Below are 24,646 nucleotides of genomic sequence, written 5' to 3'. Positions count from 1 at the left end.
ATAAATACAACTTTCATCCTCTAGGAAGTTGTGAGTCTTAGTGATAACGTGGCCTTTATTTGGTTAAGGGAATACGAAAATGAAAAATCTCATCACTGAGTTGTTACTTAAGCTCGCCCAAAAAGAAGAAGAGTCGCAAGACCTGGCCGCGCAAGTCGCAACGTTGGAGCGGGTCATCATGGAAATGCTGCGCAACATGGCAATAAATGAGCAGCAAACGCTGATTCGTCAAATAGAAGATGCGCTGGCAGGGGTAAGTCAAATGCCCGCATTTCTAACGACTATGCAAAGTGCTGGCGAGAACCTACCCAAAACGTGTTGAGATATCTGCAGTTACTTATCCACGAATTATCATAAAAGTGTCACATCAAATACTTATAGTCGCTTTGTTTTAATTTTACCGTATTTGTACATGGAGAAAATAAAGTGAAACAAAGCGCACTCGCTATTGCCCTGTTACCCTTGCTGTTTACCCCGGTTATTAATGCAGAAACATCTACCGTAGTGGCTATGGATAATCGTGCCGCACAGGGAGATATCACCACACCGGGTGGCGCGCGTCGATTAACGACTGATCAAACGGCAGCACTACGAGATTCTTTGAGCGATAAACCAGCCAAAAATATTATTTTATTGATCGGTGATGGTATGGGAGACTCGGAAATTACCGCTGCGCGAAATTATGCTGAAGGCGCGGGTGGTTTTTTTAAAGGTATTGATGCGTTACCTCTGACCGGACAATACACGCACTACGCGTTGGATAAAAAAACGGGTAAACCTGACTATGTGACCGATTCTGCAGCCTCTGCGACGGCATGGACGACCGGGGTTAAAACATATAACGGTGCGCTGGGCGTTGATATTCACGAAAAAGATCACGCTACTATTCTGGAAATGGCCAAAGCTGCCGGTCTGGCGACAGGCAACGTATCCACTGCTGAATTGCAGGATGCCACCCCGGCCGCGCTGGTTGCACATGTGACGTCGCGTAAATGTTATGGTCCGAGCGTCACCGCTGAGAAATGCCCGACGAATGCGCTGGAAAAAGGCGGAAAAGGGTCAATCACCGAACAATTATTGAATGCCCGCGCTGATGTTACGCTGGGTGGCGGGGCAAAAACCTTTGCTGAGACCGCTGCAGCGGGCGAGTGGCAGGGTAAAACGCTGCGTGAGCAGGCTCAGGCCCGTGGTTATCAGATGGTCAGTGATACCGCGACGCTTGCAGCCATTACCGAAGCGAATCAGGATAAACCGCTGTTAGGCTTGTTCTCTGACGGCAACATGCCGGTACGCTGGGAAGGGCCAAAAGCGTCTTACCACGGTAACCTTGATAAGCCAGCCGTGACCTGTACGCCAAATCCAAAACGTAACGACACGGTACCAACGCTTGCGCAGATGACGGATAAAGCGATTGAGCTATTAAGCAAGAATGAAAAAGGCTTTTTCCTGCAGGTAGAAGGCGCGTCCATCGATAAGCAGGATCACGCCGCAAACCCGTGTGGTCAGATTGGTGAAACGGTCGATCTGGATGAAGCCGTGCAGCGCGCGCTGGCTTTCGCGAAGAAAGACGGCAATACGCTGGTCGTCGTGACTGCTGACCACGCGCATGCCAGCCAGATTGTTGCGCCAGACACCAAAGCCCCTGGCCTGACTCAGGCGCTGAATACCAAAGATGGCGCGGTGATGGTTATCAGCTATGGCAACTCGGAAGAGGAATCACAGGAGCATACCGGCAGCCAGTTGCGTATTGCCGCCTATGGCCCGCATGCGGCGAATGTGGTCGGCCTGACCGATCAGACCGACCTGTTTTACACCATGAAAGCGGCGTTAGGGCTGAAGTAACCGGCTATTTGGTCACTTAATTTTAATTATGAGGTGGCTATTTTTGCGTCAGCAACCAGACTTACTACACGTCATCCTTCAGGCAGCCAACATCGAGGTCGCTTGAAAGGTGACGTGTAGAGTGAATACTCACAACAGGATGGTGCTATGAAAATAACATTGCTCGTTACCCTATTGTTTGGCCTGGTTTTCTTAACTACTGTCGGCGCTGCCGAGAAGACGCTAACCCCGCAACAACAGCGTATGACCACCTGCAACCAGCAGGCGACGGCGCAGACCTTAAAAGGGGATGCCCGGAAGACATATATGAGTGATTGCCTGAAAAACAGTAAGTCTGCGCCTGATGAAAAGAGTCTGACGCCGCAGCAGCAGAAAATGCGTGAATGCAATGTTCAGGCAACAGAGCAGTCGCTGAAAGGCGACGATCGTAAAAAATTTATGAGCGCTTGCCTGAAAAAAGCTGCGTAATACATACGGGTGAGCGGATAAAATCGCTCACCCGAAATATCATACTTCCGCCGCCAGACCCCTTTCTATAATTTGGGAAATTTGTTTCAGAATATTCCCAAATACGATGAATGATGAAAACTTTTATCAAAAGAAGGCCGCACCGAATGAAGCATTTATATCGCTTCATCAAAACGACCACCAACGTTCCGGTCTGCGATTTGCCCGACGGATAAGGCTGCCTCGCGCAGTCGGGCTGGGGGGAATGTTTTTCCCCATCGCGTCGGTATTAGTCTCGCAACCTATAACCGGAGGTTGGTGGCTATTACTGGTGGGGTGGGCGTTTGTCTGGCCACACCTGGCGTGGCAATTGGCGAGCAAAGCGGAAGATCCGCTGTACAGTGAATTTACGAATATTAAAGCCGATGCGATCCTCGCTGGCATGTGGATGGGGATCATGGGGGCAAACCTGCTGCCATCCACGGCGCTGCTGATGATTATCTGCATCAACCTGATGGGCGCAGGTGGGGTGCGATTATTCATCGCTGGCGTCGTGTTGATGGTGGTTTCATGTCTGGTGACGCTACAGTTAACGGATATTCCGGTCGTGTTTAGCAGTTCGCAACTGAGCGTGTTGTTGTCGCTGCCGGTACTGGTGATTTATCCGCTACTGTTTGCCTGGGTTAGCTACCAGACGGTGATCAAATTGGCGGAGCATAAACGCCGCCTGCAGGTAATGAGTACGCGGGATGGAATGACCGGAGTTTATAATCGGCGCCATTGGGAGCTACTGCTGCGCAATGAATTTGATAATTGCCGTCGTCAACAACGTGATGCCACTCTGCTTATTATCGATATCGACCATTTTAAGAGCATCAATGATACCTGGGGTCATGACGTTGGGGATCAGGCGATTGTTGCGCTGACGCGTCAGTTGCAAATGACGCTGCGCGGCAGTGATGTGATTGGGCGTTTTGGTGGTGATGAGTTTGCGGTAATTATGTGCGGTACACCTGCAACCAGCGCAATCGCAGCGATGTCGCGCGTCCATGAACGACTTAGCCAGTTACGCTTGTCCTGTGCTCCGCAAGTAGCCCTGCGGATTAGCGTCGGTGTTGCTCCGCTGACTTCTGAAACAGAGCACTATCGGGAATGGTTGAAGTCAGCGGATATGGCGCTTTACAAAGCAAAGAATGCCGGACGTAACCGTACTGAAGCGGCGGCCTGACGTCCGACTTGCACTCAGGATTTGCTGAGTTTCTCTGATTGTTCCATGCACTTAACCATCGCTTCGATGACTGACGAACGGAAGCCGCGTTCTTCGAGGACGCGCACTGCCTCAATGGTGGTTCCACCTGGTGAGCACACCATATCTTTCAGTTCTCCGGGATGTTTACCCGTTTCCAGTACCATCTTCGCCGATCCCATGACCGCCTGTGCCGCGAATTTATATGCTTGTGCGCGTGGCATGCCGCCCTGAACGGCGGCATCCGCCATGGCTTCGATAAACATAAACACATAGGCCGGGGCTGAACCACTGACGCCAACGACCGGGTGAATCATCGATTCTGCGATGACTTCGGCTTCGCCAAAGCAGCGGAAAATATTCAACACATCAGCAGTATCTTCCGGTGTCACCAGCGCATTTGGGGTGACGGAAGTCATTCCTGCATTGACCAGTGACGGCGTGTTAGGCATTGCGCGGATAATTTTACGGTCATGACCCAGTGCGCGGGCGAGTTGATCGAGGGTGACGCCCGCGGCAATGGATACCACCAGAGAATCTTTGTTCAGACTGGAGGTGATTTCACTCAGCACCTTAATCATGATACCAGGCTTCACGGCGCCAAAGACAATATCTGCGATCTGCGCGACTTCTTGCGCAGACTGCGCCGCATTTATGCCGTACTGATCGTGCAGTGCTGCGACTTTATCGGGAGAGGGGGTATAGACCCAGATTTGTCCGGGGAGTACCTGGCCGCTGGCGATCAGGCCGCCAAGAATTGCTTTACCCATATTTCCGCAGCCGATAAAACCAATTTTCTTGTCCATCTTGTCACTCCCTATGCGTGATATTCATTGTTTTATACCCGTCATCCTTCAAGTAACTTGAATTAGTTAGGGTAAATCTGGGAAAGCTAAGCTTAGCGCGGAATGAAGGCGTTCAGAAGGAGAAACAGCGCTTTGCCTGAAAGTAAAAGCACGAGACAATGTGCAATTGCACATGTGTCTGGAGGTGTTATGACGATTTGGGTGGATGCGGATGCGTGTCCGAATGTGATTAAAGAAATTTTATATCGGGCTTCCGAGCGGATGCAGATGCCGCTCATTTTGGTCGCAAATCAGAGTTTGCGCGTTCCGCCTTCGCGTTTTATCCGCACCTTACGTGTTCCGGCCGGGTTTGATGTCGCCGATAACGAAATCGTGCGCCAGTGCAGCGCTGGAGACCTGGTGATCACGGCGGATATCCCGCTGGCTTCTGAAGTCATTGAAAAAGGCGCTGCGGCACTCAACCCACGCGGTGAACGCTATACCGAGGCGACAATCCGTGAACGTCTGACGATGCGTGATTTTATGGATACGCTGCGTGCCAGCGGGATCCAGACCGGAGGGCCTGATAGCCTTTCACCGCGTGACAGGCAACATTTTGCGGCTGAACTGGACAAATGGTGGCTGGAAGTTCAACGTAGAAAATAATGACTGTAATTTATTTTTTACACTTTCTTCGTGGTGAATTCTTGTTATAGTAGGGTTTAATCGATTTCATCGCCTTACTGGAACGTATTCTTTACGCTTTGGCGATGTACTAGTTTGATGGTATGATTATAACTTTAACAGCATCAGATCCCGCTTACCTGCGGTTCTCTGGGGAACTTCTGTGATGACACAACCGCTTTATCTTGTTGGCCCCCGGGGGTGTGGTAAGACGACAACCGGTATGGCACTGGCGAAAGCCATCGACTTTCAGTTCGTTGATACCGATCGTTGGTTGCAATCACACGTGCAGATGACCGTGGCTGAAATTGTTGAAAGAGAAGGATGGGAAGGTTTTCGCGCCCAGGAAACGACCGCCTTGCAGGCCGTTACGGCCCCCTCAACAGTCGTGGCGACCGGCGGCGGTATTATTCTTACTGAATATAATCGTCACTACATGCGTAGTCACGGCATGGTCATCTATTTAAGTGCACCAGTATCGGTACTGGTAAACCGCCTGGAAGTGGCGCCTGAGGAAGGATTGCGCCCGACCTTAACCGGTAAACCATTAACCGAAGAAGTGCAGGAAGTTCTTGAGCAGCGCGATGCACTGTATCGTGAAGCGGCACATTATATTGTTGATGCGACGAATGAACCTTCGCAGGTTGTGGCCGATATTCTTGCGATACTGTCGCAAGCCCGGTCACGACTACAGGGCGGAGCTTATTGTTAAGGGCTTCCCGATATAGACCAACCCTTCCACTCAATCCCGGGCGCGCAGACAAATTATCTGTCCTCTGTCGGAGCGTGCCTGTATCACAATTTTCGAACCTCCCGGTATACCGCGGAAATTGAAAGTTAAACGATAACAATATAATACTGGAATGATTTGGAATCTTTACACTATGCATCACCGATCTGCTGCTACGCTTTTGAGCATTTGTAGCGCAGGTCAGTACCCGGCATTTGTCCGGGAATTCACAGCAAAGTAAGAAGACGGTGGAGCAATAAATGAGTACGTCGTTGGCTATCCTCACGATTGGTGTTGTGCCGATATGTGAGGTATTACCGCTCCTGACGGAATATATTGAGGAACAACACATTACTCACCACAGCCTGCTGGGACAGATGCGGCGGGAAGATGTGATGGCCGAGTATGCGGTCTCGCCCGGCGAAGATGTGTTATTAACGCTGCTGAGCGATCATCAACTGGCTCATGTCTCGCGCCAGAAAGTCGAGCGCGATTTGCAAAGTATTGTTGAAGTGCTGGATAACCAGGGGTTTGACGTTATTTTGCTGATGAGCACGGCCTCAATTACCCGCCTGACGGCCCGCAATAGTATCCTGCTGGAGCCTTTACGAATAATTCCTCCCCTGGTGGCCTCAATTGTGGAAGGGCATCAGGTTGGGGTGATTGTGCCGGTCGCCGAATTGCTCCAGGCCCAGGAACAAAAGTGGCAGGTGCTACAGACGTCCCCCGTCTATGCCGTGGCAAACCCGATTCACGGTTCTGAACAACAGCTGATTGATGCAGGAAAAGATCTGCTTGAGCAAGGCGCGGATGTGATTATGCTGGATTGTTTGGGTTTTAACCAACGCCATCGTGATTTACTGCAAACGTCGCTGGATGTCCCGGTTCTTCTGTCTAACGTACTGATTGCCCGACTGGCATCCGAGTTGCTCGCTTAATTTTGCGTGACAGGTACAACATCAGGCCCCTATATTGGTTATCAACTTAATCACGAGATAGGGCCAGTTGTATGCTTCAAAGTAATGAATACTTTTCCGGCAAAGTAAAATCGATTGGTTTTACCAGCAGCAGTACTGGCCGCGCCAGCGTTGGCGTTATGGCGGAAGGTGAATACACCTTTGGTACAGCAGCACCTGAAGAGATGACGGTGGTAAGCGGTGCGTTAAATGTGTTACTGCCGGGGGAAACTGAGTGGAAAGTATATGCCGCAGGGGATGTGTTTAACGTACCGGGCAACAGCGAATTTCATCTGCAAGTGGCAGAGCCAACATCCTACCTTTGCCGTTATCTGTAATTGTTTAGTGCCTGATAATACTCACTTATCTGGCCTACAATATGCGTAGGCCAGATAAGTCGCAAGGGTGACATCTGGCAAAACAAAGCCACTCAGCGCTGTGCTTCGCCGCCTAATCCTTCCACCAGGCTTTTAATCAACGCGGCCAGTTCACCCGTCATCAGGATGAAATCGGCATCAAAACGTTGAGCATAGTCTTCACGGTCGATGTCTTCATTCTGATCGCGTAGTTCATCGCTGAACTTCAGACGCTTAATGGAACCGTCGTCGCACATGACAAACTGAATACGCTGCTGCCAGTCGAGAGCCAGCTTGGTGACCAGTTTGCCTGCTTCGATGTGTACGGCAATTTCATCGCAAACCAGATCCTGTTTCTTCGCGCGGATCACGCCGCCATCTTCCAGCATCGCTTTCAGTTCGGCTTCATCCAGTAACTGGAAACCTTGCGCCGTCGTGCCGGAACGGACCCATTCGGTCAGCGTCAGTTCGATTGGGTTTTCCATCGTCAGCGGGACAACCGGCAGTGAACCGAGGCTTTTACGCAGCAGAGCCAGCGTGTCCTCTGCTTTCTTTGCGCTTGCACAGTCGACAATGATCAGGTCATTGACGGTGTCGATCCACATCATTGTCTGGCTGAAGCGGCTAAAGGCGCGCGGCAGCAATGAGTGCAACACTTCATCTTTCAGCGAGTCTTTTTCGGTCTTTTTGAGCTTGCGACCCTGCTCAGCTTCCAGTTTGACTATTTTTGCTTCCAGCGCCTGTTTGATAACCGGCGACGGCAGAATTTTTTCTTCTTTGCGGGCGCAGATAATAATTTGGCCATTGGCGGTATGCGTTAATGCATCGCTGTGCGATCCCATCGGCGGAACCCAGCCCATTTTTGCCATATCCTGGCTACCGCAAGGGGTGAACGTCATTGATGCCAGCTGTTTTTCCATCTCTTCGGCACGCAAAGAAACATCGCGGCTAAGACGGTAAACCATTAAATTTTTGAACCACAGCATGATAATTTCCACGGCCTTGTCGTTAAATCCAGCGGGCATGATAGCGAATTGTCGCTATGCTTGCATTGTTAATCGGGAAGAGGAGTAAACCGTGCGTATTGGTATCGATTTAGGCGGTACGAAAACGGAAGTTATCGCGCTTGGCGATGCGGGTGAACAGCTTTTTCGCTATCGCCTGCCGACGCCGCGTGATGATTATCGACAAACCATAGAAACCATCGCCGCGCTGGTGGAGATGGCGGAAAAAGACACCGGGCAGGCGGGAACTGTGGGGATAGGGATCCCCGGATCGCTGTCGCCCTATACCGGGGTGGTGAAAAATGCCAACTCGACCTGGCTCAATGGACAACCCTTTGACAAAGACCTGAGTACGCGACTGAACCGTGAAGTCCGCCTGGCAAACGATGCTAACTGCCTGGCGGTGTCTGAAGCGGTCGATGGCGCAGCAGCGGGGGCGCAGACCGTGTTTGCGGTGATAATTGGTACCGGCTGTGGTTCCGGCGTGGCGCTCAATGGTCGGGTGCATACCGGTGGTAATGGCACGGCGGGCGAGTGGGGGCATAATCCGCTGCCGTGGATGGATGATGATGAGTTGCGCTATCGGCAAGAGGTACCTTGCTATTGCGGTAAACAAGGCTGTATTGAAACCTTTATCTCAGGGACCGGTTTTGCTACTGATTATCATCGTCTGAGTGGGAACCCGCTAAAAGGCAGTGAAATTATCCGTCTGGTTAACGAACAGGATGCGCTGGCGGAACAGGCGCTGAGCCGATATGAATTACGCCTGGCAAAATCGTTAGCGCATGTGGTGAATATTCTCGACCCGGATGTGATTGTGCTGGGCGGGGGAATGAGCAATGTCGACAGGCTGTACCAAAACGTTCCGTCACTGATTAAGCAGTTTGTTTTTGGTGGTGAGTGTGAAACGCCTCTGCGCAAGGCGTTACACGGTGACTCCAGTGGCGTGCGCGGCGCGGCCTGGCTGTGGCCGCAGGCATAAACTTTTACGTCGCGGGTGCAACGTGTTGCACACCGCGCTTCAGACGACCATAGATCAGCAGTGATGACATCGCGGAAAAAGACAGTAGCGCCGCAGGGATCGTTACGTAGTTGTAGGCAAAGCCCAGCGTCAACATTAAGCCGCCGAAGTAAGCGCCAATTGCGCTACCCAGATTAAAGGCCATTTGCCCTCCGGCCGCTCCCAGCAGTTCACCGCCCTTCGCGTTTTGCAGCAGTAAAATTTGCAGCGGTGCTGATAGCGCAAATAGCCCTGCACAGCAAATAAAGGCGAACGTCAGCGATGCGGCTTTGATGCCGCCGAATGCAAACAGCAGCAGCAGGGCCACGACAATCACAAAATCGGTTACTATCGCAATGCGTAGCGGCGTGTAGCGACCAGACAGTCGTCCGCTCATCAGGTTGCCCAACACCATCCCCAGCCCAACCAGCATCATGATGAAAGTCATCAGCGCTGCGGAGAATCCCGAGATGTACATCATGTAGGGTTTTACGTAGCTGAACCAGGCAAAAACACCGGCGTTCCCAAACATGGTGGCGGAGAAAATGAGCCACGGTTCGGGACTTTTCAGAAAGTGAAATTGCTCACGTAGTCCGCCTTTTGCTTCGTCGCGGAGGTTGGGTACCCAAAAGATAACCGACAGAATAACGGCGATGTTAAACACGGCAATCAGCAGAAACGTGTAGCGCCAGCTAAATGTCTGACTCAGCCAGGTGCCAACAGGGATGCCAATCAGATTGGCGACGGTCATGCCGGAAATCATACCCGCTACGGCGGCGGTGACTTTACCAGGACGCGCCAGCTTTGACAGGATAATCGCGCCGACGCCAAAAAATGCCCCGTGTGGAAAACCGGAGATTAGCCGGCCTACCGCCAGCATGAACAAGGAGGAGGAGAAGGTGAAGATAGCGTTCCCGGCTACACACAGTGTGACCAGAAACAGCAGAATATGTTTGAGGGAAAAACGATTGGAAAACACGGCGATAATGGGGGCGCCGATGACAACGCCAAAGGCGTAAAACGAAATCATATGGCCAGCATCGGGGATGGAAATGCCCACGTCACGTGCCAGTTCGGTTAATACGCCCATCATGCCAAACTCGGCCATGCCCAGCCCAAACGTCCCGAGGGCTAAAGAGAAAATGACTTTTTTCATACTACCTGCCAACAATAAAGACGCAGGATATGCGCCACAGCGCCGAATGCTCGCCGCCAATAAAGGGATAGCTTGCGGATAAGAAAGAGAGATTGCCATTTCATATCCGTCTTTGTGTATTCACGATCGTGCTATGTATTATGCCGGATGGTGCTTGCGCTTATCCGGCCTGCGAAATCGCACCCACTGGTCGATTACTCCACCGCAAACATCTTGTCGAGTTTGCTGTAACCTAATCCATTGATTTTTTTAACCTTGATCTGCACGGGAATACGTTCTTTCATCGCTTCGACGTGGCTTATCACACCAATGGTCTTGCCCGTGGCGTTCAGGGCGTCCAGCGCGTCGAGGGCGGTATCCAGCGTTTCGCTATCCAGCGTACCGAAGCCTTCATCGAGGAACAGGGAGTCAATGCGTGTTTTGTGACTGACCAGATCGGACAACGCCAGCGCCAGCGCCAGACTCACGAGGAAGCTCTCGCCGCCGGATAGCGTGCGGGTATCACGTACGGCATCGGCCTGCCAGGTGTCCACCACTTCAAGTTCCAGCGCCTCACTGGCCTTGCGTTGCAACAGATAGCGACCGTGCAGGCGGGTCAGCTGATTGTTGGCCAACCAGACAAGGTTATCCAGCGTCAGTCCCTGGGCAAATTTGCGGAATTTATCACCTTCTTTCGAGCCGATCAGCGCATTCAGATAGCCCCAGTCTTCGACCTGCTGTGAGGCCTTTTCAATCTCTTGCATCAGGGTCTGCTGTTGCTGCCGGTTTTCGGCATCCTGCCGGAGCTGCTGGCGAATTTCGCCCTGGCGCGTGGTGTTATCCCGCAGTTGTTGCGTGAGCAGTGCCAGTGCATCGCGAAGATATTCCACGGTGAGTGTGAGATCCGCGCCAGCAGGCGGTTGCTGCTGATGCGTTGCCAGCGCCTGCTGAGCCTGGTTAAGCAGTGTTTGCGCCTGTTGTCGCTGGCCTTCCAGCGACTGCTTAAGCTGCTCAAGATGGTTAAATGCCTCTTCATCCAGCAGGGCAGCAAGGAAGGCGTCGCGATCGTCAAAAACACTGGCCTGCAATGCGCTATCAAATTGTGCCTGTATCTCAATTGCGCGTTGAGCTTCCTGGGCTTCCTGTTGTTGCAGCGACTGCCACTGGCCCTGTAATGAGAGGCAGTCGTCGTGCACCTGCCGCCAGTTTTCCAGCGCCAGGCTTTCTGTCGTTTCTTCCTTCGTGCCGGTTTCGGGCAATGTTTCCAGCAATGGCGCAAGCTGTGCCATTTTCGCCTGGAGCTCGGTCAGTTCATTCTGACGACGCTGCCACATCTGCGCTTCGCCCGCACGTGCGTTAAGCCAGGCGGTGATATCGTCATCGGCAGGAAGCGACAGACCGTAGCGGGTTAATTCAGCGAGAAGCGTAGTCTGCCGCTTTTCAATATGCCGCTGAAGCTGGGTTATCTGTTCGGAATGCGCAGTAATTTGAGCCTGCAGGGCATGACGCAGGCTCAACTGGTGAAGCTGTTGTTCGTGTTCCTCCTGGGCTGCAAGCCAGGGGGCGATATCATCCTGCGGTTGTAACGTTATGTTCAGACGGGTAGTCAGCGCCTGCCACTCTTTAGTAAGTGCTTGCTCCTCCTGAGAAAGCGTCTGTACCTCGCGTTCATCGCGCTGTAACTGTTGGGTTATCGCGTCGAGCTGTCCGCGTAGCGTTGACCCCTCATCGGCCAGCGTTTTGACCTCTTTTTCTAATGCATCCCGTCGCGCCTGATTGACGCTGAGTTCGAGTGTCTGATAGTGCTCAATGGCCGGATGCGTCGTGGAGCCACAAAGTGGACAAGGCTGTCCGGATTGCAGTAAAGCACGCTGGCTTTCCAGATCTTTAATCCGTGCTTCCTGCTCGCAGAGCGTTTTTACATCGGTCAGATGCTGATTTTTATCTTTATAACGCTGACGTTTTTCTGCCAGGGCCGCGTTGCGTTGAGCTTGCTCCTGCTGCCGCTGCTGAATTGTGCTGCGTAGCTGTACCAGCTGTTTTTGTTTCGGCGCAATTTGTCCATGCAGATTACTCAGTTGCTGGCGTAATGGACGCCACTGTGAGTGCTGCGCCAGTGCTACCGTGACCTCCTGCGCGTTAAGGGCCAACGAGGGAAGCGGCAGTGCATCCAGCTTGCGTACGTCGCTGTCGCGTAGTTTTTGCCACTGATGTAGCTGGTCGTTAGCGTCAGATTGCTGTGCCAATAGCGCTTTCCATCCTGCCAGTTCGCTGCTCCATAAGCGGAAACGGTCATGTTCGTTCAGCCAGTCGGTTAGCGTCTGCTGTTCGGTGAGCAAGGTCACCGACTGTTTTTGTGCCTGCTGACGGATGCGCCCACGCAGCGTTAAGCTGCTTTGTAAGCGAGCATTCACTTCCTGAATATTCTGTCGTGTTCGGCTAAGCGTGGCGGATTGTTCCTGAATTCGCTCCCAGTGCGGGCGTAACGCTCTGGCGGGATGTGCCAGGCTGAGTGTCGCCAACTGCGGCTGTGCTTTTTCTTGTGCCTCTTTTGCGGTTTGTAATGCTTGCTGGTGGCGGCGTATTTCTGCCTGCAGCTCATTTTGTCGGGTGAGCCAATTAAGATGCTGTTGCTGGATTTGCTGACGGGTAAGATGCTGTTTCTCTTCGTCAGTAAGTACCTGCAAACTTTCTGTCAGGGACTGCACCTGCTCTGTGGCGAGCAGGGCAACACCGCTGGCCTGCGCCTGTAGCTTTTCCAGCGCAGTGCGCGCCGCTTTATGTTTTTCGAACACCATGGCGGAGATTTGTCCATAAATCTCGGTCCCCGTCAGTTCTTCCAATAGTTCGGCGCGTTCTTTCGGTTTGGCATTGAGAAAAGCAGCGAACTGTCCCTGAGACAGCAGCATAGAACGGGTAAAGCGTCCGTAGTCCAGCCCGGTAAGTTCGGCAGTGATTTCCAGCTTGTCTTTAACTTTATCGGCGAGAATTTTGCCATCGGCGCAGCGAGCCAGTTCGACACGCGGAACCTGCAGATTACCTTCTGGTTGATTGCGCGCGCGGTTCTGACTCCAGAATGCGCGATAGGCTTCGCCTCTGACCTCGAATTCAACTTCGGCAAGACATTCCGCCGTGTCACGAGTCATCAGGTCATTTTGCGACTGCGATACGGTATTGAGTCGTGGTGTTTCGTGGTACAGCGCGAGGCAAATGGCGTCCAGCAGGGTGGTCTTCCCGGCACCGGTTGGACCGGTGATGGCAAACAGCCCGTTGCTGGCAAAAGGCTCTGCCGTGAAATCAACTTTCCATTCCCCTTTCAGGGAGTTGAGGTTTTTCAGACGCAGGCTGAGAATTTTCATGCTTCGGTCTCCCCGGCGAGCGTGTGTAAGGTCGTGTTAAACAGGTGATTCAGGCGCTCACGCTGTGGATCGTCGAGTTCTTCCAGCGCCAGACGGCGGTCAAATACCTCTGTCACGCTCAATTCACTCAACGTTTCACGTCGTTCATTGGCCATGATGCGCTCGCGTTGTTCACGGCTACGACGCACCAATAAGACTTCTACCGGTAAATCCTCGGTCAGGGCCTGGATTTTGCGCTGCATATCGTGCAGATAGTCATCGGTTGCGATTTCTATATCTAACCACACCGGCGGTTCCTGTTGCGTGTCACGCCATTGTTCCAGCTGTGCGCTAATCGTCGCTATATCGCCTTTCAACACGGCAAGCTGTTGGGTTACTGGCACGATGAGGTTTTCAACGGCGCTCAGCTTACCGTTTTCAAAGCTCACCAGGTGGACGCATTTGCTTTTGCCGCACTCGTCAAAACTGAGTGCAATTGGGGAGCCGCAATAGCGAATATGTTCTGTACCGCCGATGACCTGTGCCCGGTGAATATGTCCCAGCGCGATGTAATCCGCTGGTGGGAAATTTTGTGCCGGAAAAGCATCCAGCGTCCCAATATAAATATCACGTACGGCGTCACTTTTACTGGCACCGACGGTGGTCAGATGTCCTGTCGCAATAATCGGCAGATTCTGGTCGCCACGCAGCACGCAGGCGTCCTGATATTGCTGTTGGTAATAGTCGGTGATTGCACCTAATACATGCTGCTGTTTTTCGTGACCGGTTAGCCCCGCCTGGCTGGTAATGATGTCACGTGGGCGTAAAAAAGGAACCGGACAGAGGATCGCGCCCGGCATGCCGTCGCGTTGAAGTAGCACTTGCGGTGCATGGCCCGCGCTGGCCACGACGGTGGTGTTGAGGAACGCCAGAATATCGCGGGATTCATTGAGTGTGGCAACGGAGTCATGGTTTCCTGCCAGCACGACCAGATGACAGCCTGTTTGCTGTAGATTGACAACAAAACGGTTATAGAGCTCGCGGGCGTAGCTTGGCGGTGAACCGGTATCAAAAATATCACCTGCCACAATAATGGCATCCACCTGATGGGATTGTGCCGTTTCCAGCAGCCAGTCGAGAAAGGCCTTATGTTCAGCGGCGCGGCTCTTGCTGTAGAAATTTTGGCCCAGATGCCAGTCAGACGTGTGGAGGATGCGCATAAGAGTTCCATGACAAAAAAACGATGGCGGAGATTATAACCTTGCAAGGGCGGTAATATCTTGTTTCCGGGCTGTCATAATTCGCCTGGCTGCGTTAAACCTGGACTATCTTTTCATAAATCTGTCATAAAAGTGACGCATAATGCCACGGTATTGATGGCAAACGATTTAATTATAAACAGGGCAAATCATGGCGAGACGTATTCTGGTCGTAGAAGATGAAGCTCCAATTCGTGAAATGGTCTGCTTCGTGCTCGAGCAAAACGGTTTTCAACCCGTAGAAGCCGAAGACTATGACAGTGCTGTGAACCAACTTAATGAACCCTGGCCGGATCTTGTCCTGCTTGACTGGATGCTTCCCGGCGGCTCGGGTCTACAGTTTATTAAACACCTCAAGCGGGAAGCGATGACGCGGGATATCCCCGTGATGATGCTGACGGCGCGCGGTGAAGAAGAAGACCGTGTGCGGGGGCTGGAAACCGGCGCGGATGACTATATTACTAAGCCGTTCTCTCCGAAGGAGCTGGTGGCGCGTATTAAAGCCGTATTACGACGTATTTCCCCCATGGCGGTGGAAGAGATTATCGAGATGCAGGGGCTGAGTCTTGACCCTACCTCGCACCGTGTGATGACCGGTGAGGACCCGCTGGATATGGGACCTACCGAATTCAAATTGCTCCATTTCTTTATGACCCATCCTGAGCGTGTCTACAGCCGCGAGCAATTACTCAATCATGTGTGGGGAACCAACGTATATGTAGAGGACCGGACGGTCGATGTGCATATTCGTCGGTTGCGTAAAGCGTTGGAGCATAGTGGACACGATCGTATGGTGCAGACGGTACGCGGGACGGGATATCGCTTTTCGACTCGCTTCTGACTGCAGGTAATAAGAGCCTGAGGGATTAGGCTGTAAATGGAGTATGACGTTTGCTTGAACGATTGTCATGGAAAAGGCTGGTACTGGAGCTGATCCTCTGCTGCATACCGGCTTTTATCCTTAGCGCTTTTTTGGGTTATCTACCCTGGTTTTTACTGGCGTCGGTAACGGGCCTGCTTATTTGGCATTTCTGGAATTTATTGCGTTTGTCCTGGTGGCTGTGGGTCGACAGGAGTATGACGCCTCCACCGGGTCGTGGCAGTTGGGAGCCACTGCTCTACGGCCTGCATCAAATGCAGTTGCGTAACAAAAAGCGCCGTCGCGAATTGGGTAACCTGATTAAACGTTTTCGCAGCGGTGCCGAATCACTGCCCGACGCAGTGGTGCTGACCACTGAAGAAGGCGGGATTTTCTGGTGTAACGGACTGGCACAGCAGGTTTTAGGATTACGCTGGCCGGATGATAGCGGGCAAAACATTCTTAACCTGCTGCGCTATCCGGAATTTACGCTGTATCTGAAAACACGCGACTTTAGTCGGCCAATTAATCTGGTACTCAACACCGGACGGCATCTGGAAATTCGTGTAATGCCCTACACCGATAAGCAATTGCTGATGGTGGCGCGTGATGTTACGCAAATGCACCAGCTGGAAGGTTCCCGACGTAATTTTTTCGCCAACGCCAGCCATGAGCTGCGCACACCGCTGACGGTGTTGCAAGGTTATCTGGAGATGATGCAGGAGCATCCGCTGGAAGGGACGACGCGAGAAAAAGCGCTGCATACCATGCGTGAGCAAACCTACCGTATGGAAGGGCTGGTGAAGCAGTTGCTGACACTGTCGAAAATTGAAGCTGCACCGACGATGATGCTCAATGAAAAGGTGGATGTGCCGATGATGCTGCGCGTGGTTGAACACGAAGCACAAACGCTGAGCCAGCATAAACACTCCTTTACTTTTGATGTTGATAGCCAACTGAACGTGCGGGGCAACGAAGAACAACTGCGTAGCGCAATCTCAAACCTCGTGTATAACGCAGTGAATCACACGCCTGCGGGAACGCATATTACCGTACGCTGGCAGCATGTGGCGTCGGGAGCGGAGTTTAGCGTGGAAGATAACGGTCCGGGTATTGCTGCTGAGCATATTCCACGTCTGACTGAGCGTTTTTATCGTGTAGATAAAGCACGATCCCGACAAACGGGGGGGAGCGGATTAGGACTGGCGATTGTGAAGCATGCTCTGCATCATCACGACAGCCGTTTGAATATTGACAGCACCCCAGGCAAAGGAACACGTTTTAGTTTTGTGCTTGCGGAACGTTTAATTGCCAAAAATAACGGTTGAAACGTATTCGTAAGCTTATCTTTCCAAAAGCCAGCGTAAGCTGGCTTTTTTTGTTGTAGTCAATAAACAGATCCTGAATTTTACGACGTTTGATTGTTTTTTGTTCGCATGATTACCCATGTCTTTTTCCCGGGAATGGTGTTTTGTGCTGGCTCAATTTTTCATATCGCTATATTGTTCTGGTTTTTAGATCCCACCTTGCTTTAAAACGTTATAAGCGTTTAAATTGCGCATCAAATGCTGTCATACCGACTGCATTTACGCGGTAAATCGAAAAACTATTCTTCGCCGCGCCATGCAGGGAGAATTTCCCGCTGGAATTGCTTAAAAATTCCGCTGTATCATCCCGCGGGGAAAGGCAGAAAATTAAACGTTTTCAACACCACATCCACAGGCTGTAAGACTTTATGACCCATCAGTTAAAATCGCGCGATATTATCGCTCTGGGATTTATGACATTTGCACTGTTCGTTGGTGCAGGTAACATTATTTTCCCCCCAATGGTTGGTTTGCAGGCAGGCGAACACGTCTGGACTGCAGCCTTTGGCTTCCTGATTACCGCCGTTGGCCTTCCGGTACTTACCGTGGTCGCACTGGCGAAAGTAGGCGGCGGCGTGGACAGCCTGAGCACGCCTATCGGTAAAGTTGCCGGTCTGCTGCTGGCTACCGTCTGCTATCTGGCCGTGGGGCCATTATTCGCCACGCCGCGTACCGCAACGGTTTCGTTCGAAGTTGGGATTGCACCGCTGACCGGTGATTCCGCGCTGCCGCTGTTCATCTACAGCGTGGTGTACTTCGCGATTGTGATTCTGGTTTCACTGTACCCCGGCAAACTGCTGGATACCGTGGGCAACTTCCTTGCTCCGTTGAAAATTCTGGCACTGGTTGTGCTTTCCGTGGCGGCGATTGTCTGGCCCGCGGGTCCGATCAGCAATGCGATGGAAGCCTATCAAAACGCAGCATTCTCGAATGGCTTTGTGAACGGCTATCTGACGATGGATACGCTGGGTGCGATGGTCTTTGGTATTGTTATTGTGAACGCCGCTCGCTCGCGTGGCGTTACCGAAGCACGTCTGCTGACGCGTTATACCGTCTGGGCGGGTTTGATGGCGGGTATCGGCTTAACGTTGCTGTACCTCGCGTTGTTCCGTCTGGGTTCAGACAGTGCGACGCTGGTCGATCAATCTGCTAACGGTGCGGCAATTCTGCATGCGTATGTTCAGCACACCTTCGGTGGTGCAGGCAGCTTCCTGCTGGCGGCGTTGATTTTCATCGCTTGCCTAGTGACTGCGGTTGGCCTGACCTGTGCGTGCGCCGAGTTCTTCGCACAGTATGTTCCACTGTCTTATCGTACGCTGGTGTTTATCCTTGGCGGCTTCTCCATGGTGGTCTCTAACCTTGGCCTGAGCCATCTGATTCAGATCTCTATTCCAGTGCTGACGGCTATCTATCCGCCATGTATCGCACTGGTTGTATTAAGTTTTACCCGCTCATGGTGGCATAATTCTTCCCGCGTCATTGCACCTGCGATGTTTATCAGCCTGATTTTTGGTATCCTTGATGGCATTAAAGCTTCTGCAATTGGCGATGTCTTACCAGCCTGGACCCAGCGTTTACCGCTGGCAGAACAAGGGCTGGCGTGGTTGATGCCAACAGTCGTGATGGTGGTCCTGGCCGTTATCTGGGATCGCGCAGCGGGTCGACAAGTGACCTCCAGCGCACACTAATATCACTGACAATAAGTTTTAACCACGGGGCTATTAATATGGCCCCGTGGTTTTTTATTGTGTTAACAGGTTAGGAATCGATGGAAAGTAATAACAAGCTAAAGCGTGGGCTGAGCACCCGGCACATTCGCTTTATGGCACTAGGTTCAGCAATTGGTACCGGGTTGTTCTACGGTTCAGCCGATGCCATCAAAATGGCGGGGCCGAGCGTGTTGCTGGCCTATATTATCGGTGGCGTCGCGGCGTACATTATTATGCGTGCGCTGGGCGAAATGTCAGTCCATAACCCCGCAGCCAGCTCTTTCTCGCGCTATGCGCAGGAAAACCTCGGACCGTTGGCTGGCTACATTACCGGCTGGACCTACTGTTTTGAAATCCTGATTGTCGCCATTGCCGATGTGACAGCCTTCGGTATTTACATGGGCGTCTGGTTCCCGGCCGTACCGCACTGGATTTGGGTACTCAGTGTCGTGCTGATTATCTGCGCTATTAACCTGATGAGCGTGAAGGTGTTTGGTGAGCTGGAATTCTGGTTCTCGTTCTTCAAAGTTGCCACCATTATCATCATGATTGTTGCTGGTTTCGGCATTATCATTTGGGGGATTGGCAACGGCGGGCAACCGACCGGCATCCATAACCTGTGGAGTAACGGCGGGTTCTTTAGCAACGGCTGGCTCGGGATGGTGATGTCGCTGCAAATGGTGATGTTCGCCTACGGCGGGATTGAGATTATTGGTATTACCGCGGGTGAAGCAAAAGACCCGGAAAAATCTATTCCGCGCGCAATCAATTCTGTCCCCATGCGCATTCTGGTGTTTTATGTGGGGACGCTGTTCGTCATTATGTCTATCTACCCGTGGAACCAGGTCGGCACAGACGGCAGCCCGTTCGTCCTGACATTCCAGCACATGGGTATTACCTTTGCGGCGGGCATTCTCAACTTTGTGGTTCTGACTGCGTCGCTGTCAGCCATTAACTCTGATGTCTTCGGTGTAGGCCGTATGCTGCACGGTATGGCTGAGCAGGGTAGCGCACCAAAAATGTTTGCTAAAACCTCGCGCCGCGGCGTGCCGTGGGTAACAGTGATGGTGATGACGATTGCGCTGCTGTTTGCGGTATATCTAAACTACATCATGCCGGAAAATGTCTTCCTGGTGATCGCTTCGCTGGCAACGTTCGCCACGGTATGGGTGTGGATCATGATCCTGCTGTCGCAGATTGCCTTCCGTCGTCGTCTGCCGCCGGAAGAAGTCAAAGCGCTGACGTTTAAAGTGCCTGGCGGCGTGGTTACCACTATCGTGGGGCTGGTGTTCCTGGTCTTTATCATCGGGCTTATCGGCTACCATCCGGATACCCGTATTTCGCTGTATGTTGGCTTTGCGTGGATTATCCTGCTGCTGGCAGGTTGGGTATTCAAACGCCGCCGCGAGCGTCAACTGGCTGAAGTACAGTAATTTGTTTGCCGGGTAAGACAGTGTCGACACCCGGCAACATCTCCTCCCCCGAACTCCTCCCCCAATAAACGTTAAGATGATGAGTGATCCTGCACTTCGCTATGGCAAGGTGTCGTCATTATCATCAAAGGGGATACGTGATGTTGAACGCCTGGCACCTTCCGGTTGCCCCATTTGTGAAGCAAAACAAAGATCAACTGACGATTACGATATGGCTGGCAGGGGAAAATCCTCCTCAGCGCGTGACGCTTCGCGCTGAAAACGATAACGAAGAAATTTCCCTGTGCATGCACAAACAGCGCAGTCAACCGCACCCAGGTGTCACCGCATGGCGCGCGGCGCTCGATCTTACCAGCGGGCAGCCCCGTCGACGCTATAGCTTTAAATTGCTTTGGCTCGATCGCCAGTTGTGGTTCACCCCGCAGGGATTTAACCGCTTTCCGCCTGCGCGTCTGGAGCAGTTTGCTGTCGATGTACCGGACAACGGTCCGCAATGGGTGGCTGACCAGGTTTTCTATCAGATTTTCCCGGATCGCTTTGCCCGCAGCCAGTCGCGTGATGCGGGGCAGGATAACGTCTATTATCACCACGCCGCTGGGCAGGATATTGTGCGACGTGACTGGGATGAACCTCTCACTGCTCAGGCGGGTGGTTCGACGTTTTATGGCGGAGATTTGGACGGCATCAGCGAGAAACTGCCGTATCTGAAAACGTTAGGGGTAACGGCGCTGTACCTGAATCCGGTATTTACCGCACCAAGTGTACATAAATACGATACCGAAGATTATCGCCATGTTGATCCGCAGTTTGGCGGCGATCGGGCGTTGCTGCGTTTGCGGCAGAACACGCAACAGCAGGGGATGCGCCTGATTCTGACGGTGTTTTTAACCATAGCGGCGACTCACATGCCTGGTTTGACCGGCATCATCGCGGGACGGACGGAGCGTGCCATAATCCGGATTCCCCCTGGCGCGACTGGTACCATTTCTCTGATGAAGGGGTTGCGCTGGACTGGTTGGGGTACTCAAGCCTACCCAAACTGGACTTTTCCTCCGAAAGCCTGGTGAATGAAATTTATCGTGGCGAAGACAGTATTGTTCGCCACTGGCTAAAAGCACCGTGGAGTATGGACGGCTGGCGACTGGATGTCGTGCATATGCTGGGTGAGGCGGGTGGCGCACGTAACAACTTGCAGCATGTGGCCGGGATTACCCAGGCGGCGAAAGAAACGCAGTCAGAAGCGTATGTGGTGGGTGAGCATTTTGGCGATGCCCGTCAGTGGCTACAGGCTGATGCTGAAGATGCCGCCATGAACTATCGCGGCTTTACCTTTCCTGTCTGGGGCTTTCTCGCCAACACCGATATCTCTTACGATCCGCAGTTTATTGACGCCCAGACCTGTATGGCGTGGATGGATAACTACCGCGCGGGTCTTTCGCATCAGCAGCAGTTGCGCATGTTCAACCAGCTCGATAGTCACGATACCGCCCGCTTTAAATCATTGCTCGGAAAAGATGTCGCCCGCCTGCCATTAGCGGTGGTGTGGCTGTTCACGTGGCCTGGCGTTCCTTGTATTTACTACGGTGATGAAGTGGGGCTTGACGGGAATAACGATCCGTTTTGCCGCAAGACGTTCCCGTGGCAAAAGGAAAAACAGGATAGCGAGCTGCTGGCGTTATACCAACGGCTGGCAAAAATGCGTCACGGTAACCAGGCGTTACGCCATGGCGGTTGTCAGGTGATTTATGCCGAGGACAACGTGGTGGTGTTTGTGCGGGTACTGAACCGACAGCGCGTGCTGGTGGCGATCAATCGCGGTCACGCTTGTGAAGTCGTGCTGCCAGCCTCACCGTTGCTTGATGTCAGTCAATGGCAGCACAAAGAGGGCAAAGGCCAACTCGTCGATGATATCCTGATGCTGCCCGCAATATCGGCTTCAGTCTGGATGAGTCATTGATACAAAAGCGTAATTTCCTCACTGGCCAGCAGCGTTTCTCGCCACCAGCGCTGCGCCAGTCCTTCGCTACTATTGCGCCATGCCATATAGGCGACGTCTTTTTGGCGAAATGAGATAACCGTTTTTTCTACCAACTCGCCCGTTGCAAGCCATGGGCTGGCAATGTGGCGGGGGAGAAATCCGCAGCCCATTCCCGCCCGCAACAGCATCACCTTACTGTGGAAATCATCGACGCGAATTTGCGCCTGTTCATCCATCAGGTTGGTCTGTAACGGATGGCAAAAGCGAGCGCTGTCGCTGATAACAATTGCCCGGTGCAGGCACAATTGCTCATTCGTCAGGTCATCAGGCGCGCTCGCCAGCGGGTGTCCTGGGGCGACGACAAAGACATTGTCCAGCGTGCCGAGCATTTTGTAGGACCAGGCGGCGGATGTGGGCGGTTCATTAATTGCGCCGAGGATAATATCTGCCCCGTTGTGGGTCAGTTCCTCCCATGAACCCGCCAGCGTATGGTGGGTAAAGTTGAGACGGGTTTGTTTATTAAGCGCATGAAATTCATCAATAATGGGTAGCAATGTGGCAAAGGGGAAGGAGTCATCGAGCGCTATTGCCAGCTCCTTTTCCCAGCCGGAACTTAGCTGTATTGCTTGCTTTTCGAGATCTTTTGCCGCATTCAACAGTAGACGCCCCTTTTCCAGCATCATCCGTCCGGTGTCGGTGAATTTTGCCCGGTGTCCGGAACGGTCAAGCAATTCAATGTTCAGATCGCTTTCCAGCTTCTGAATCATATAGCTGAGTGCTGCAGGTGTTTTAAATAGCGATTCGGCCGCTGCGGCAAAAGAGCCGTGCTTGTCGAGTGCATCGAGGATCAGCAGAACATCCAGATTGAGGCGCATAAGCAGAAAATATCCTGATAATTAAACCCCTCTGTTGTACCGAAATGAGAAAAACAATACCAGTGAATAAATTAGATGAGTCATGCTCATTTTTTTGATGTTGTTTAGGATATATCGCAATACAGAATTAATAGTTTCACGGGATGGTAAGTTTTCTTTAATAACTCGTTAGAAATTTCCCGCTATACTCAACAAGCTTTCTGATTCAGGATCCTGCTACTGACGGCAGTTACAGGCTGTTACCTTTTAACTCATTGATTAAGAAGGTGTGCTATGTCTATCCGGGAACTGATTGACCCACAAAACTCAACGCTTATTTTTATTGATCATCAGCCACAAATGTCATTTGGCGTGGCGAATATTGACCGCCAGACGCTGAAAAATAATACCGTCGCATTAGCTAAAGCCGGGAAAATATTTAATGTCCCCGTCATTTATACATCAGTTGAAACCAAAAGCTTTAGTGGTTATATCTGGCCGGAATTATTAGCCGTGCATCCTGATGTGAAGCCCATTGAACGCACGTCGATGAACTCCTGGGAAGATGCCGCGTTTGTGAAAGCGGTGAAAGCGACCGGGCGTAAAAAACTGATTATCTCTGCGTTATGGACGGAAGTTTGTCTGACCTTCCCGGCGTTAATGGCGCTGGAAGAAGGTTATGAAGTGTATGTGGTGACCGACACTTCTGGCGGTACTTCTGTGGATGCCCATGAACGTTCTATTGACCGTATGGTGCAGGCGGGTGCCGTGCCGGTCACCTGGCAGCAGGTTTTGTTGGAGTATCAGCGTGACTGGTCACGTAAAGAAACCTACGACGCCGTCATGGATTTAGTGCGTGAACACAGCGGTGCTTACGGTATGGGTGTGGATTACGCGTATACCATGGTGCATGGCGCGCCTGAGCGCAAAGCCTAAATACACGTCATCCTTCATGTTGCCTCTTTGTTGGCTTCGTTTGCGTACCCCGGTCACTTACTTATGTAAGCTCCCGGGGATACACAACCTTGCCCCTCGATGCACCATGAATGATTTTGTGTATTGCTTCCGTGGCCTAAGCGGGCCTGTTTCCCTTCATCAAGGAACCCTTCATGGCGCAGAACAAACATGTGACGTTGGTAATTACTCACACCCTGCAGCCTGAACAGGCGCAGCGTTATGAGCAGTGGCTGGGGAAGATCATGCCGCTGGCCGCCGAGTTTCCCGGGCATCTTGGGGCGAATGTCATTCGACCCACAGATGGACAAAACCTGTGGAACATCATTATCCGTTTCGACAGCCTTGAGCATCTGTATAACTGGACTCAATCCGATACACGTCGGGAGCTGGTTGAGGAAATTGCACCGCTGCTGGCCGAAGGCGATAAAACAGAAGTGCGCACCGAAGCGGCCTTCTGGTTTACGCCGCCAGCCCCCCATGTACGCCAGCCCAAACGCTGGAAGCAGTTTTTGATAACGCTGCTGGTGATTTTCCCCAGTACCAACCTGGTGCCGTGGCTGACCGGTTTTCTGCTGCCTTCAATGAAAGGCTCGTTACTCCTGCATCTGATTAATGATGCCTGTGTGGTTGCGCTGGTGGTCTGGTTGTGGATGCCCATCGTAACCCGTCTGTTTGCCGGATGGCTGAAAAAAGCCTGACCGGTTTCT

Annotated in this window: 21 protein-coding genes and 1 pseudogene; 16 read left to right on the top strand and 6 right to left on the bottom strand. The window is 52.2% G+C overall.

Annotation, left to right across the window (positions count from 1 at the left end; all coding sequences use genetic code 11):
- Positions 1–79 precede the first annotated feature (79 nt).
- From OGX95_RS05150 to adrA, 4 genes are all read left to right on the top strand, one after another.
- Complete coding sequence (locus OGX95_RS05150; protein ID WP_286628539.1) at positions 80–322, top strand: sigma-S stabilization anti-adapter protein IraP; 243 nt, start codon at positions 80–82, stop codon at positions 320–322.
- 104 nt (positions 323–426) lie between these two features.
- The gene (gene phoA / locus OGX95_RS05145; protein ID WP_286628538.1) at positions 427–1,842 is read left to right on the top strand and encodes an alkaline phosphatase; all 1,416 of its coding nucleotides are present in this window, start codon (positions 427–429) and stop codon (positions 1,840–1,842) included.
- Between the two features lie 147 nt (positions 1,843–1,989).
- The gene (gene psiF, locus OGX95_RS05140) at positions 1,990–2,310 is read left to right on the top strand and encodes a phosphate starvation-inducible protein PsiF (protein WP_048212462.1); all 321 of its coding nucleotides are present in this window, start codon (positions 1,990–1,992) and stop codon (positions 2,308–2,310) included.
- A 91-nt stretch (positions 2,311–2,401) separates the two neighbouring features.
- Positions 2,402–3,517, top strand: a complete 1,116-nt coding sequence (gene adrA / locus OGX95_RS05135; RefSeq protein ID WP_286628697.1) for a diguanylate cyclase AdrA — start codon at positions 2,402–2,404, stop codon at positions 3,515–3,517.
- A gap of 14 nt (positions 3,518–3,531) precedes the next feature.
- On the opposite strand, the gene proC is transcribed toward adrA, so the two are convergent.
- A complete protein-coding gene (proC, locus tag OGX95_RS05130) occupies positions 3,532–4,341 on the bottom strand; it encodes a pyrroline-5-carboxylate reductase (RefSeq protein ID WP_048212460.1) in 810 nt (269 codons plus the stop codon).
- Between the two features lie 189 nt (positions 4,342–4,530).
- Here proC and OGX95_RS05125 point away from each other — a divergent pair, with 189 nt between their 5' ends.
- The 4 genes from OGX95_RS05125 (at position 4,531) to ppnP (ending at position 7,028) form a co-directional block, all read left to right on the top strand.
- The gene (locus tag OGX95_RS05125; RefSeq protein WP_286628537.1) at positions 4,531–4,986 is read left to right on the top strand and encodes a YaiI/YqxD family protein; all 456 of its coding nucleotides are present in this window, start codon (positions 4,531–4,533) and stop codon (positions 4,984–4,986) included.
- Positions 4,987–5,170: 184 nt separating this feature from the next.
- Positions 5,171–5,716 carry a shikimate kinase AroL gene (gene aroL, locus OGX95_RS05120; protein ID WP_286628536.1) on the top strand — a complete coding sequence of 182 codons (546 nt, stop codon included), beginning with the start codon at positions 5,171–5,173 and terminating at the stop codon, positions 5,714–5,716.
- 278 nt (positions 5,717–5,994) lie between these two features.
- Complete coding sequence (locus OGX95_RS05115; protein WP_286628535.1) at positions 5,995–6,672, top strand: AroM family protein; 678 nt, start codon at positions 5,995–5,997, stop codon at positions 6,670–6,672.
- Between the two features lie 71 nt (positions 6,673–6,743).
- The gene (gene ppnP, locus OGX95_RS05110; RefSeq protein ID WP_003021477.1) at positions 6,744–7,028 is read left to right on the top strand and encodes a pyrimidine/purine nucleoside phosphorylase; all 285 of its coding nucleotides are present in this window, start codon (positions 6,744–6,746) and stop codon (positions 7,026–7,028) included.
- Between the two features lie 92 nt (positions 7,029–7,120).
- Here the strand turns inward: ppnP and rdgC are convergent, their stop codons facing one another.
- The gene (gene rdgC, locus OGX95_RS05105; protein WP_286628534.1) at positions 7,121–8,032 is read right to left on the bottom strand and encodes a recombination-associated protein RdgC; all 912 of its coding nucleotides are present in this window, start codon (positions 8,030–8,032) and stop codon (positions 7,121–7,123) included.
- 91 nt (positions 8,033–8,123) lie between these two features.
- Here rdgC and mak point away from each other — a divergent pair, with 91 nt between their 5' ends.
- The gene (mak, locus tag OGX95_RS05100) at positions 8,124–9,032 is read left to right on the top strand and encodes a fructokinase (RefSeq protein WP_286628533.1); all 909 of its coding nucleotides are present in this window, start codon (positions 8,124–8,126) and stop codon (positions 9,030–9,032) included.
- A 4-nt stretch (positions 9,033–9,036) separates the two neighbouring features.
- Here the strand turns inward: mak and araJ are convergent, their stop codons facing one another.
- The 3 genes from araJ to sbcD all read right to left on the bottom strand — a co-directional run bounded on the left by araJ (position 9,037) and on the right by sbcD (position 14,743).
- Positions 9,037–10,206 (bottom strand): MFS transporter AraJ, encoded by a 1,170-nt coding sequence (gene araJ / locus OGX95_RS05095; protein WP_286628532.1) that lies wholly within the window; start codon positions 10,204–10,206, stop codon positions 9,037–9,039.
- A 194-nt stretch (positions 10,207–10,400) separates the two neighbouring features.
- Positions 10,401–13,544, bottom strand: coding sequence for an exonuclease subunit SbcC (gene sbcC, locus OGX95_RS05090; RefSeq protein ID WP_286628531.1), 3,144 nt, complete (start codon positions 13,542–13,544; stop codon positions 10,401–10,403).
- Positions 13,541–14,743: an exonuclease subunit SbcD gene (gene sbcD / locus OGX95_RS05085; protein WP_286628530.1), complete on the bottom strand. Its 1,203-nt coding sequence runs from the start codon at positions 14,741–14,743 to the stop codon at positions 13,541–13,543. Before sbcD ends, sbcC begins: the two co-directional genes overlap by 4 nt.
- 190 nt (positions 14,744–14,933) lie before the next feature.
- Here sbcD and phoB point away from each other — a divergent pair, with 190 nt between their 5' ends.
- The 5 genes and pseudogenes from phoB to malZ all read left to right on the top strand — a co-directional run bounded on the left by phoB (position 14,934) and on the right by malZ (position 22,107).
- On the top strand, positions 14,934–15,623 hold the full coding sequence (gene phoB, locus OGX95_RS05080; protein WP_137351095.1) for a phosphate response regulator transcription factor PhoB: 690 nt from the start codon (positions 14,934–14,936) through the stop codon (positions 15,621–15,623).
- Positions 15,624–15,673: 50 nt separating this feature from the next.
- The gene (gene phoR, locus OGX95_RS05075) at positions 15,674–16,969 is read left to right on the top strand and encodes a phosphate regulon sensor histidine kinase PhoR (RefSeq protein WP_286628529.1); all 1,296 of its coding nucleotides are present in this window, start codon (positions 15,674–15,676) and stop codon (positions 16,967–16,969) included.
- A gap of 407 nt (positions 16,970–17,376) precedes the next feature.
- On the top strand, positions 17,377–18,696 hold the full coding sequence (gene brnQ, locus OGX95_RS05070) for a branched-chain amino acid transporter carrier protein BrnQ (protein ID WP_286628528.1): 1,320 nt from the start codon (positions 17,377–17,379) through the stop codon (positions 18,694–18,696).
- A gap of 80 nt (positions 18,697–18,776) precedes the next feature.
- Positions 18,777–20,150 (top strand): proline-specific permease ProY, encoded by a 1,374-nt coding sequence (proY, locus tag OGX95_RS05065; protein ID WP_286628527.1) that lies wholly within the window; start codon positions 18,777–18,779, stop codon positions 20,148–20,150.
- 140 nt (positions 20,151–20,290) lie between these two features.
- Positions 20,291–22,107 (top strand): annotated as a pseudogene (gene malZ / locus OGX95_RS05060) (maltodextrin glucosidase).
- On the opposite strand, the gene OGX95_RS05055 reads toward malZ, so the two are convergent.
- Positions 22,101–23,003: a LysR family transcriptional regulator gene (locus OGX95_RS05055; RefSeq protein ID WP_286628526.1), complete on the bottom strand. Its 903-nt coding sequence runs from the start codon at positions 23,001–23,003 to the stop codon at positions 22,101–22,103. The pseudogene malZ and the gene OGX95_RS05055 sit on opposite strands and share 7 nt — an antisense overlap.
- Before the next feature lie 273 nt (positions 23,004–23,276).
- Here OGX95_RS05055 and OGX95_RS05050 point away from each other — a divergent pair, with 273 nt between their 5' ends.
- Positions 23,277–23,918: a hydrolase gene (locus tag OGX95_RS05050; RefSeq protein ID WP_286628525.1), complete on the top strand. Its 642-nt coding sequence runs from the start codon at positions 23,277–23,279 to the stop codon at positions 23,916–23,918.
- A 173-nt stretch (positions 23,919–24,091) separates the two neighbouring features.
- A complete protein-coding gene (locus tag OGX95_RS05045; RefSeq protein WP_286628524.1) occupies positions 24,092–24,637 on the top strand; it encodes an antibiotic biosynthesis monooxygenase in 546 nt (181 codons plus the stop codon).
- Positions 24,638–24,646 lie beyond the last annotated feature (9 nt).

The sequence above is a fragment of the Citrobacter sp. Cu233 genome (assembly GCF_030332225.1).
Lineage (GTDB): Bacteria > Pseudomonadota > Gammaproteobacteria > Enterobacterales > Enterobacteriaceae > Citrobacter.
Note: the sequence above shows the minus strand (reverse complement) of the source record. Positions and strands in the feature narration are given on the sequence as shown.

What these genes read in the sequence shown, in the direction of transcription:
- OGX95_RS05150 (WP_286628539.1), top strand. Translation starts at nt 80, where the DNA reads ATGAAAAATCTCATCACTGAGTTGTTACTTAAGCTCGCCCAAAAAGAA.
- psiF (WP_048212462.1), top strand. Translation starts at nt 1,990, where the DNA reads ATGAAAATAACATTGCTCGTTACCCTATTGTTTGGCCTGGTTTTCTTA.
- proC (WP_048212460.1), bottom strand. Translation starts at nt 4,341, where the DNA reads ATGGACAAGAAAATTGGTTTTATCGGCTGCGGAAATATGGGTAAAGCA.
- OGX95_RS05125 (WP_286628537.1), top strand. Translation starts at nt 4,531, where the DNA reads ATGACGATTTGGGTGGATGCGGATGCGTGTCCGAATGTGATTAAAGAA.
- aroL (WP_286628536.1), top strand. Translation starts at nt 5,171, where the DNA reads ATGACACAACCGCTTTATCTTGTTGGCCCCCGGGGGTGTGGTAAGACG.
- OGX95_RS05115 (WP_286628535.1), top strand. Translation starts at nt 5,995, where the DNA reads ATGAGTACGTCGTTGGCTATCCTCACGATTGGTGTTGTGCCGATATGT.
- ppnP (WP_003021477.1), top strand. Translation starts at nt 6,744, where the DNA reads ATGCTTCAAAGTAATGAATACTTTTCCGGCAAAGTAAAATCGATTGGT.
- rdgC (WP_286628534.1), bottom strand. Translation starts at nt 8,032, where the DNA reads ATGCTGTGGTTCAAAAATTTAATGGTTTACCGTCTTAGCCGCGATGTT.
- araJ (WP_286628532.1), bottom strand. Translation starts at nt 10,206, where the DNA reads ATGAAAAAAGTCATTTTCTCTTTAGCCCTCGGGACGTTTGGGCTGGGC.
- sbcC (WP_286628531.1), bottom strand. Translation starts at nt 13,544, where the DNA reads ATGAAAATTCTCAGCCTGCGTCTGAAAAACCTCAACTCCCTGAAAGGG.
- sbcD (WP_286628530.1), bottom strand. Translation starts at nt 14,743, where the DNA reads ATGCGCATCCTCCACACGTCTGACTGGCATCTGGGCCAAAATTTCTAC.
- phoB (WP_137351095.1), top strand. Translation starts at nt 14,934, where the DNA reads ATGGCGAGACGTATTCTGGTCGTAGAAGATGAAGCTCCAATTCGTGAA.
- brnQ (WP_286628528.1), top strand. Translation starts at nt 17,377, where the DNA reads ATGACCCATCAGTTAAAATCGCGCGATATTATCGCTCTGGGATTTATG.
- proY (WP_286628527.1), top strand. Translation starts at nt 18,777, where the DNA reads ATGGAAAGTAATAACAAGCTAAAGCGTGGGCTGAGCACCCGGCACATT.
- OGX95_RS05055 (WP_286628526.1), bottom strand. Translation starts at nt 23,003, where the DNA reads ATGCGCCTCAATCTGGATGTTCTGCTGATCCTCGATGCACTCGACAAG.
- OGX95_RS05050 (WP_286628525.1), top strand. Translation starts at nt 23,277, where the DNA reads ATGTCTATCCGGGAACTGATTGACCCACAAAACTCAACGCTTATTTTT.
- OGX95_RS05045 (WP_286628524.1), top strand. Translation starts at nt 24,092, where the DNA reads ATGGCGCAGAACAAACATGTGACGTTGGTAATTACTCACACCCTGCAG.